The sequence below is a fragment of the Burkholderia sp. Bp9004 genome (genome assembly GCF_003858025.1).
Classification (GTDB): Bacteria; Pseudomonadota; Gammaproteobacteria; order Burkholderiales; family Burkholderiaceae; genus Burkholderia; species Burkholderia diffusa.
Genome location: NZ_QTQD01000088.1, coordinates 1 through 595, shown reverse-complemented (window position 1 = coordinate 595; position 595 = coordinate 1). Strand labels below are relative to the sequence as shown.

Sequence of the window (595 nt, the reverse complement as noted above, 5' to 3'; positions counted from 1 at the left end):
GCAACGTGCAGGGAAAGATGGCGAACACGTCTCGGTACCCTGTCGCGGCCCACGGCAGCTCCCCCTGTTTTAGTAGCTGCGCAGCTCGATTCAGTCCGAAGTGTGGTTCCAACTCGACGCATGTGTATTGGAAAGCGTGCGCAGGATATTCGCACCCCGGCCTCAAGAACAGGAGCAACTCTTCCGTTGGCTTCCGTTCCGACCACCTTTTACGCGTCTTTCAGCCAGGGCATTTCCACGGGTGACACGACCAGTTGCCGGAATTCGCGTTTCAGATCGAAGATGAACCCGACCAGGATCATGGAGTCGGCGTAAGGAATCGGAAAGACCTGCGGATTCTCCGGAGTCCGCAGGGGGCGCTCGGGCGTGTCCGCTGTCGCCGCGGCATTCTCGCGAACGCTTTCCAGTTCATCCGCCATAGCCAGGCCACCGACTTTCAGCACACGGCTACGCAGGTCGCTGAAGGGTTCGATGCGCGCAGCATCTTCGTGGTATTCGGGCACTTCGTAAACGAACCAGGACATTTTGATCTCACATGAGAAGGGGCGATATTCTAACGCTGCGCGAGAATCTGCCGAAAATCGGCCATGTTGTG

At 57.8% G+C, this 595-nt stretch carries 1 protein-coding gene; it reads right to left on the bottom strand.

Annotation, left to right across the window (positions count from 1 at the left end):
* Window positions 1-209: 209 nt before the first annotated feature.
* Window positions 210-524, bottom strand: a complete 315-nt coding sequence (locus DIE08_RS35275; RefSeq protein ID WP_059602377.1) for a hypothetical protein — start codon at window positions 522-524, stop codon at window positions 210-212.
* Window positions 525-595: the final 71 nt, after the last annotated feature.

Bases quoted from the DNA above. Each gene is read 5' to 3' on its own strand.
- DIE08_RS35275 (WP_059602377.1), bottom strand. From the start codon at position 524: ATGTCCTGGTTCGTTTACGAAGTGCCCGAATACCACGAAGATGCTGCG.